The following is an 8,621-nucleotide window of genomic DNA, read 5'->3' on the forward strand; positions in this document are numbered from 1 at the left end:
CCGGCCAGACGACGACGGGCGGCGCGGGGGCCGGCGGCGGGGCCTCGGGCGCATGGGCACAGCGGACGGACACCACGGCGACGAGCAACAGGAGGAGCCGGTTCATGGTCCCGGGAGCGTAACGCCTGTCCACCTCCGGGAGGCGTGGATGTTCTCCGTTCCGAAGTCCACGACGACGGGCATTGCGGCCTCCCGCGATTCAGCGAGGATGCGCCCCATGTCCAACCTCCAAGGCAAGACCCTCTTCATCACCGGTGCCAGCCGGGGCATCGGCCTGGCCATGGCGCTGCGCGCGGCCCGGGACGGCGCCAACATCGTCATCGCCGCGAAGACCACCGACCCGCACCCCAAGCTGCCCGGCACCATCTACACCGCCGCCAAGGAGATCGAGGCCGCGGGCGGCAAGGCCCTCCCCTGCGTGGTGGACATCCGCAACGAGGAGCAGATCCACGCGGCCGTCGCCAAGGCGGTGGAGACCTTCGGCGGCATCGACATCCTCATCAACAACGCCAGCGCCATCAGCCTCACCGGCACGTTGGAGACGCCGCTCAAGCGATTCGACCTGATGCACGGCATCAACACGCGCGGCACCTTCGCGTGCTCGCAGGCGTGCTTGCCGTACCTCAAGAAGTCCAAGAACCCACACATCCTCAACAACTCGCCGCCGCTCAATATGGAAGCGCGCTGGTTCGGGCCCCACGTCGCCTACACCATGGCGAAGTTCGGCATGAGCATGTGCGTGCTCGGCATGGCGGAGGAGTTCAAGGACGAGGGCATCGCCGTCAACGCCCTCTGGCCCCGCACCGTCATCGCCACCGCCGCCGTGCAGAACCTGCTGGGCGGTGATGACACCATCAAGGGCAGCCGCTCGCCGGAGATCATGGCCGACGCGGCCTACGCCATCCTCACCAAACCCAGCCGCTCCTTCACCGGCAACTTCTGCATCGACGAGGACGTGCTGCGCGGCGTGGGCGTCACGAACTTCGACAAGTACCAGTCCGTGCCCGGCGCGGAGCTGTTCCCCGACTACTTCATCTGACCGTCCGCAACCTCACCGGGGCGCATGGGTGCGCCAGGAGCAAGGCCCTCATGCCCCCGCGCAAGCTGCTCAGACACCTGGTCTGGTTGGAGTCCTTCACCGCCGCCGTGGAGGCGGGCAGCATCGACGCCGCCGCGGAACACCTGGGCGTCGCGCGCTCCGTGGTGAGCGAACACATCCGCGCCCTGGAGGAGGCCCTCGCGGACGGCGCCGCCCTGCTGGAGCGCGGCCCGGGACGCAGGCTGCAACTGTCCGCGCGCGGCGAGCGCCTCTACGCCGGCACCCAGACGCCCCTGCACCAGCTGGACATGAAGCGGCTCATGGACCTGGCCCGCGTGGAGCCCACGCTCCGCCTGGGGCTCAACCCCACCCTGTCCATGTCGCTGCTGGGCGGCATCGCGCAGGACGCGGCCGCCACCGACCTCAAGCTGGTGGTGGGCTTCGGCGGCTCGCACGAGCTCGTGCGCCAGGTGCAGACCCGCCAGCAGGACCTGGTGCTGGACTTCACCCCGCTGCCTCCGCATGACGGCGTGGAATCCGAGTCCCTGCTGCGCATGCCCTTCGTGGTGCTCGCCGGCCCCGACTCCGCGCTCGTCCACGCGCACCCGACCGCGCGGGCCCTGGATGTGAAGGACCTGCAGGGTCAGCGCTTCGTGGACTGGTTGCGCGACGACCCGTACGGCGGCGCCAACAGCGCGCGCTTCGCCGCCCACGGCGTCACCGTGGAGGAGGTGGGCCGCGTGGAGAGCTTCCTCCACCTCTACGAATTGCTGCGCGCCTACCGCGCCTGCTCCATCGCCCCCGACGTGCGCCCCACCCAGCCCTTCCCCACCGACATCCATGCCTGGCCCCTGCGCGAACAGGAGCCGCAGGTCGTGGAGGTGGTGGCCCTGTGGCCCTCCGGCGGCCTCAGCCCCGGCGCCCACACCGTGCTGGACGGCCTGCGACGTCGGCTCCAGAAACGGCGATAATCCGACGAAGACGTCGTTTTATGCCGGATTTCCGTCCGCCGCTGACATGGGTATCTTCCAGGTGTCCTGTTTCTCTCGAAGGAGCCCCCCCTGTGACGACCCCCACGGAACGGACGATTGCCCGCCTGCCCGCCCACCTGCGCCGTTACGTCGTGGCCCAGGACTACGCGGCCTACACGCCCCGCGATCAGGCGGTGTGGCGGCACATCCTGGGACAGCTGCGCGGGCACCTGCGGGACAAGGCGCACCCCGTCTACCTGGACGGCCTGGAGGCCACGGGCATTGGCGCGGAGGCCATCCCCAGCCTGGATGAGATGAACGAGAAGCTGTCGAAGCTGGGCTGGTCCTGCGTGGCCGTGCGCGGCTTCATCCCGCCGGCGGTGTTCACGGAGCTGCAGGCGCTGGGCGTGCTGGCCATCGCGGCGGACATCCGCACGCACGAGCACATCCAGTACACGCCCGCGCCGGACATCGTGCACGAGAGCGCGGGCCACGCGCCCATCATCGCCAACCGCCGCTACGCGGAGTACCTCAAGGCCGTGGGGCTGGTGGGGTTCAAGGCCATCGCCAGCGTGGAGGACCAGGCCGTCTTCGAGGCCATCCGCAACCTGTCCGTGGTGAAGGAGGACCCGACGGCGAGCGACGCGGAGATCGCGCACGCCCAGGCCCGCCTGGAGGTCGCCAATGCCAGCCACCGCTACACCAGCGAGAGCACCCGCGCGAGCCGCCTGTACTGGTGGACCGCGGAGTACGGGCTCGTGGGCGACCTGGAGCGCCCGCGCATCTACGGCGCGGGCCTGCTGTCCAGCATCGGCGAGGCGAAGCACTGCCTGACGTCCAACGTGAAGAAGCTGCCCCTGGGCGTGGCGTGCGCGGACACGGACTACGACATCACCCGCATGCAGCCGCAGCTCTTCGTGGCGCGGGACTTTGAACACCTGTTCGAGGTGCTGGCGGAGTTCGAGTCCACGCTCGCGTGGAAGCGCGGCGGAGACCTGGGCCTGCAGGAGGCGCTGCGCGCCCGCACCGTGAACCACCTGGTGCTCGCGGACGGCCGCGAGGTGACGGGCAAGGTGGTGAAGCTGCTGCCGGCCGTGAAGGACGTGGCCCCGGGCCTGTCCACCTCCCTGGCGCGGCTGGAGGGCCCCATCCTCACGTCGCGCCATGGCCACGCGGACGGCAAGCCGTTCAACGGCGCGGCCCTGGTGGCCTTTGGCGAGGGCACCCTGCCGGAGCGCGGCAACTTCCGGCTCGCGCTGGACAGCGGGCTGGTGCTGGAGGGCTTCGCGGTGGGCGGCGGTGAAGTGATTGGCCTGCGCGGGACGCTCGCGGGGCGTGAGCTGGTGTTGCCGTCCATGGCGCGCCTGTACCTGACGGAGCGGCTGCCGTCGGTGGCGGGCGGCCCGGCGGATCCGGGCGCGTGGGACCGGTGGTTCGGGGAGCTGGATGCCTTCACCGCGGGCGACGGCGAGGCGCAGGCCCGCGAGCGCAAGGCGCTGGCCCTGCACCCGTCCCTGGCGGAGCTCTACCGGGAGGTGCGCAGCCTCCGCGAGACGGGGCAGCTGTCCGCCGAGCGGCTGGAGCAGATCGCCCACGCGTCCAGCGACTTCCCGTCGGACTGGCTGCTGCGCGCCGAGGTCGCGGAGCTGCGCGGCGAGGTGCCCCCGCAGCAGCGCGTTGCCCACGCCTAGCATGAGACTGGACGAGCAGGGCCGCGAGGTGTCCTTCGAGGAGCTCTCGGAGCGCTATCGCGGCCATGACCTGTGGGACTGGTTCCTCGAGACGCGCACCCTCGTCGACACGGAGGTGCGCCCGCGCCTCATCGAGGGAAGCCTCGACACGTCCGAGGACGTGGAGACCGGGGAGGGCCCGTGGGCGCTCATCGTCGACGGGGACCTCGTGACGACAGGGGACGTCCTCCTCACGACGGGGGACTACGCCACCAGCACCCTCCTCGTGACGGGCCACCTCCGCGCGCGGAGCCTCGAGTACGCGACGAGCGCGCGCGTGGTGGTGGACCGCGACCTCACCGCGTCCGGAGTCATCGTCGGCACCTGGGGGACGGACGGAGCGGTGCTGGGCGTCGGTGGGACGCTGACAGCGCGGGCGCTGCTGTTGGATTCACACACGCCCGTCTGGGCGAACGCGGGCGGGCCGCGCTCCGTCCCCGAGGCCTTCCGCACCCTCATCGTCGGCGGCCGGGGCTGGCAGGAGTTCAAGCCGGACCTCGACTGCGGCGACATCGAGCGACACGAGCAGACCTACGTGCCCGAGGTGCTCACGCGGGGCATGCTCGACCACGCCAAGGCGCTGGAACATGCGCGGCGCGGCGGCAGCCCCTTCCTTCCTGAAGTGGAGCGGGCGCTGCGGGAGAAGAAGGGGCTCTGATCCTGGAGCTGTAGCCGCGCCCCACCTCCTCACGCCCCCTGTGGGGTCTCATGCTCATCGCGAGGATGGCCATCATCATCCTCGGCCGGTGAATGAAGAACGGGCCGCCTCCCCACCAGGAAGCGGCCCGCTCGTTCAATGCCTCTCAGAAGCCGGATGCGCTGGGAGGCGTCCGCTCAGTCCTTCGTGCAGACGACGTCGTCGACCTGGAGGTGGTCGCGGTCGGCGGAGCTGCGGCTCGGATAGAGGAGCAGGCGCCAGTCGCGCACGTTGCCGGTGAAGCGGAAGAACACCGGCTGCCACGCGTCGCTGTCCACGGCGACGAAGTCGGTCTGCGCGCTCCAGCCGCCGCTCGAATAGGTGCGATGGCGGATGCTGCCGTGGCCTCGTACCCGATACGAACAGGAGTAGTTTCCGCTCGGGACGTTGAACTTCTCCAGGGAGAAGCGCTCGGCCACCTGGATCGGGACCACGAACTGCAGCGCCCTCGCGCCGCCGTGCACCGCGGTCGTGTAGGGCACGAGGCGCGTGGGCTTGATCTCGGTGCCCGGGTCGGAGACGCCGTTGTCGATGCCGTACCAGGAGTCGGGGATGTAATGGTCCCCGTAGTAGGGGATGGAATAGGTGTTCCAGCTTTCAAACCCACCATTGCGAATGATGTTCGAGGGGTGGGCGGCGGAGACGCAGCGCCGGGTTGCCGGGTCGCAGGCAGGCAGCGCACCGCGACAGTCGTAGGTGGTGAAGCAGGCCCCTTCGGCCAGCTCGCACACGCCCGTCGTCGGGTTGCAGGTCGTCGCCGGGTTGCTGCAGGTGACGCCAGCGCAGGGGTCGCCCGCGACGCAGAGGTGCGTGGCGAAGTCGCAGCGCGGCGTCGCCGGGGTCCCCGCGCAATCCGCGTGACGGGTGCAGCGATCCGCGGCGACCACACAGGTGTGGGTGTCATCACAGGTCTGCCACTCGCTGCAATCCGCGGCGTCCTGGCAGCGACCAGAGAGCGGCTCGCAAGTCGCGGTGGTGTTCACGCAGCGTTCCCAGACCTCGCAGCTGACGGCATCACACGGCTCGTCGGCCCGCACGCAGCGCACATCGTCGAGGAAGAGGTGCTCCCCGCTGGTGCTTCGGACGCTGAAGATGAGCTCGAAGGTATCGAAGACGTCAGCGGCGAGGTTGAAGCTGTACGACAGCTTCTTCCACTCCTTGCTGTCGACCTTGGTGTAGGCCGAGTAGGAGGAGTAGTCGTCGTCGAAGAAGGCGTTTCGCACCTCACCGGTGCCCCGCGCCTGGTAGGTGCAGGCGTAGCGGCCCGCGCGCATCGACTTCGCCAGGGTGCTGAAGCGCTGGTGCGTGGTTGAAGTGTTGGTCAGCCGGGCCGCGTTCGCGCCTTCAAAGGCATTCGTCGTCACCCGACCCACGCCGTCGGCTGAGATGTTCGACGTGCTGCCGTACCACTTCGCCGGAAGCGCACCGGGCCACTCTTCGAAGCCCCAGTTGTCGATGACGTTCCCCGCGGGAACCTCACCTGCGTCGGGCGTCCCGGAACCTGCATCGGGCGTCCCGGAACCTGCGTCCGGCGTCTCATGGCCTGCGTCCGGGGTCTCGACGCCTGCGTCGGGCGTCTCATGGCCTGCGTCCGGGGTCTCGACACCTGCATCGGGCGTCTCGTGGCCCGCGTCCGGCGGCTCGTGGCCCGCGTCGGGCGTCCCGGCGCCTGCATCCGGCGGCTCGGCACCTGAATCCGGCACGGACTGGCCGGCATCAAGAGTCACCTCGGGATCCGAATCACCGCAGGCGGCCACCAGGAGCAGCAGCGAAGCCAGACACACTCGAAACAACGTCACAGCGAGCCTCCGTTTTCAGGAAATGTCCGCTCGTACCACACTTCCCCCTGGCTATGGGCGTGACGGGGAGTGCTGATGTGGACGGAGCCAGGACGCGAAACAGGAGACCCGCTTCGTGCACGGCAAAGAAAAGGCCTGGCAACCGGGTGAGGTTGCCAGGCCCTTGAACATCGAATGACGGAAGCCTGGAGGACTACCGGACGATGTTCACCGCGGTGTCATCGATGAAGAAGCTCGTCTTCAGCGACGAGTCCTCCGTGCCGTTGAAGTAGACGCGGATCGTCTGCCCCTTGTACGCGGCCAGGTCGAACGTCCGCTGCACGTAGGCCGTGCCCTTGTCCAGGTTGCTGTAGGTGGCCAGCGTCGCCAGCACCGTGCCCGCGCTGTTGCGGACCTGGATGGCCAGCTTGTCGTAGGCCGTCGAGGTCGTCGTCTCCGACGTGGTGATGAGCGCCCAGAAGCTGAGCGTGGCGCTGCACGCCGTGGAGGGAATGGTGATGTCCTGGTAGGCGTACTCGGTGAGCGTGCTGCCGTAGCCGTTCAGGAAGGCCTTGTACGTGCCCGTGCGCGGCGCGCTGCCCGTCGTGGTGCCGTCGATGACGCCCGCCGAGGTGGTCCAGCCCGTGTTGCCGCTCTCGAAGCCCGCGTTGACCAGGAGCTGCTCGGAGATGGAGCAGGTGCCCGTGCCGTTGTTCACCGTCACCGACACCGTGGTCGACGTGCCGATGTTGTTCGCCGCGTCATACGCCTTCGTGGTCAGCGCGTAGGTGCCGTTGGCCACCGCCGTCGTGTTCCACGCGATGCTGTACGGCGCGGTCGTCGCCGTGCCCAGCAGCGAGGTGCCCGCGTAGAACTCCACGCGCGACACGCCCACGTTGTCGGAGGCGTTGGCGCTCACGCTCGCGGTGCCGCTCAGCGTGGCGCCGCCCGCGGGCGAGGTGATGGACGTCGTGGGCGGGGTGGTGTCACTGCCGCCGCCCCCGGTGATGAAGAGCGTGTACAGCAGCTTGTTGGGCGAGCCGGTCCCCGGGCTGGTGACCTTGTTCGGCGTGGCGTTGTTCACCAGCGCGTCACGCACCTGCGCGGGCGTCGCGGAGGGGTTGGCGCTCAGGTAGAGCGCCGCGGCGCCGGCCACGTGCGGCGAGGCCATGGACGTGCCGCTCATCGAAGTGCTCGACGTGTTGCCGGAGTTCGAGGCCGAGGTGATGCTCGAGCCCGGCGCGAAGATGTCCACGCACGTCCCGTAGTTGGAGAACGACGAACGGGCATCGCTGCTGGTGGTGGAGCCCACCGTGATGGCGTTGGGCGCACGGGCCGGCGAGTAGTCGCAGGCATTGTCGCTGTCGTTGCCGGCGGCGACCACCGTCGTGACGCCCGCGGCGATCAACCGCTCCGTCGCATCATCGATGGCCTGGATGCCGACATCGCCCAGGCTCATGTTGGCGACCGCCGGCTTGATGTGGTTGGCCGCCACCCAGTCGATGCCGCCGATGACCTGCGCGTCGTTGCCATAGCCCGTGCAGTCGAGCACCCGCACGCCGTGCAGGGTGACCTTCTTCGCCACGCCCCAGGTCGTGCCGCCCACCGTGCCGGACACATGCGTGCCATGGCCGTGGCAGTCCGTGGGGTCGCTGTCGTTGTCGATGAAGTCGTAGCCGTTGCCGGTGCGACCGGTGAACTCGGTGTGCGTCAGCCGGATGCCGGTGTCGATGACGTACGCATGCACGCCGGTGCCGTCGACGTTGTAGGTGTAGGAGCTGTTGCGCGGCAGGTCCCGCTGGTCGATGCGGTCGATGCCCCAGGTCGCGCTGGTCTGCGTCGCCGACAGGTGGATCAGGCCGTTCTCCTGCACGTACGCCACGCGAGGGTCGGACAGCAGGCCACGGGCCTCCGCCTCGCTCATGGTCGCCAGGAAGCCGTGGATGCTGTGCTCATAGGTCCGCAGCACCTTGCCCCCGTTGAGGGACACCAGCTCCCGGGCGATGTTCGCCGCCCCCTGCTGCCGGACCTCCTGCGTGGCGTCACGCAGGACGACGATGTACTCGCCGGGGATGGCACGCTCACGGCGGAGCAGCTGCGCCGTGTGACCGAACTGCTCGCTGTCGGAGTCCTGCGCCTCGGGCATCGGGCCGCATGCCGCAGCCAGCAGGGAGATGACACTCACCGCCTGGGTCAGTTTCAGTTTCATTCGGCCTCTCGGGGAACGTGCGGGCACCGGATTTGAAGCCCTCGCACTGACCGTGGAATTAGCTTTTCTGGATAACACGGTCAACGCGGCTTTCACGGAGTAGTCCGCCAGCCAAAATGCCGGCGCCATTCGCCCGGGCGCAACAAACAACTCCATCCTCCGACAATGTAGGCAAGTCCCCCGCCGCCCCACTCGGC

6 protein-coding genes are annotated in these 8,621 nt (G+C 69.1%); 4 read left to right on the forward strand and 2 right to left on the reverse strand.

The window, feature by feature from the left end:
• The first annotated feature begins 217 nt into the window (after positions 1–217).
• The 4 genes from D7V97_RS35860 to D7V97_RS35875 all read left to right on the forward strand — a co-directional run bounded on the left by D7V97_RS35860 (position 218) and on the right by D7V97_RS35875 (position 4,398).
• Complete coding sequence (locus D7V97_RS35860) at positions 218–1,039, forward strand: NAD(P)-dependent oxidoreductase (protein ID WP_120615119.1); 822 nt, start codon at positions 218–220, stop codon at positions 1,037–1,039.
• Between the two features lie 50 nt (positions 1,040–1,089).
• Positions 1,090–2,010 (forward strand): LysR family transcriptional regulator, encoded by a 921-nt coding sequence (locus D7V97_RS35865; RefSeq protein WP_120615120.1) that lies wholly within the window; start codon positions 1,090–1,092, stop codon positions 2,008–2,010.
• A gap of 92 nt (positions 2,011–2,102) precedes the next feature.
• Complete coding sequence (locus tag D7V97_RS35870) at positions 2,103–3,701, forward strand: aromatic amino acid hydroxylase (protein ID WP_233583432.1); 1,599 nt, start codon at positions 2,103–2,105, stop codon at positions 3,699–3,701.
• Position 3,702: 1 nt separating this feature from the next.
• Positions 3,703–4,398 carry a hypothetical protein gene (locus tag D7V97_RS35875; protein WP_120615122.1) on the forward strand — a complete coding sequence of 232 codons (696 nt, stop codon included), beginning with the start codon at positions 3,703–3,705 and terminating at the stop codon, positions 4,396–4,398.
• A gap of 176 nt (positions 4,399–4,574) precedes the next feature.
• Here the strand turns inward: D7V97_RS35875 and D7V97_RS35880 are convergent, their stop codons facing one another.
• Entirely contained in the window at positions 4,575–6,236 is a 1,662-nt protein-coding gene (locus D7V97_RS35880) for an invertase recombinase-like protein (protein WP_120615123.1), read from the reverse strand.
• 193 nt (positions 6,237–6,429) lie between these two features.
• On the reverse strand, positions 6,430–8,424 hold the full coding sequence (locus D7V97_RS35885; RefSeq protein WP_120615124.1) for a S8 family serine peptidase: 1,995 nt from the start codon (positions 8,422–8,424) through the stop codon (positions 6,430–6,432).
• Positions 8,425–8,621 lie beyond the last annotated feature (197 nt).

Origin of the sequence: Corallococcus sp. CA053C, from assembly GCF_003611675.1 — a bacterium.
Classification (GTDB): Bacteria; Myxococcota; Myxococcia; order Myxococcales; family Myxococcaceae; genus Corallococcus.

Excerpts from the sequence above, each read along its gene's own strand:
- D7V97_RS35860 (WP_120615119.1), top strand. The coding sequence starts at position 218 with ATGTCCAACCTCCAAGGCAAGACCCTCTTCATCACCGGTGCCAGCCGG.
- D7V97_RS35865 (WP_120615120.1), top strand. The coding sequence starts at position 1,090 with ATGCCCCCGCGCAAGCTGCTCAGACACCTGGTCTGGTTGGAGTCCTTC.
- D7V97_RS35875 (WP_120615122.1), top strand. The coding sequence starts at position 3,703 with ATGAGACTGGACGAGCAGGGCCGCGAGGTGTCCTTCGAGGAGCTCTCG.
- D7V97_RS35885 (WP_120615124.1), bottom strand. The coding sequence starts at position 8,424 with ATGAAACTGAAACTGACCCAGGCGGTGAGTGTCATCTCCCTGCTGGCT.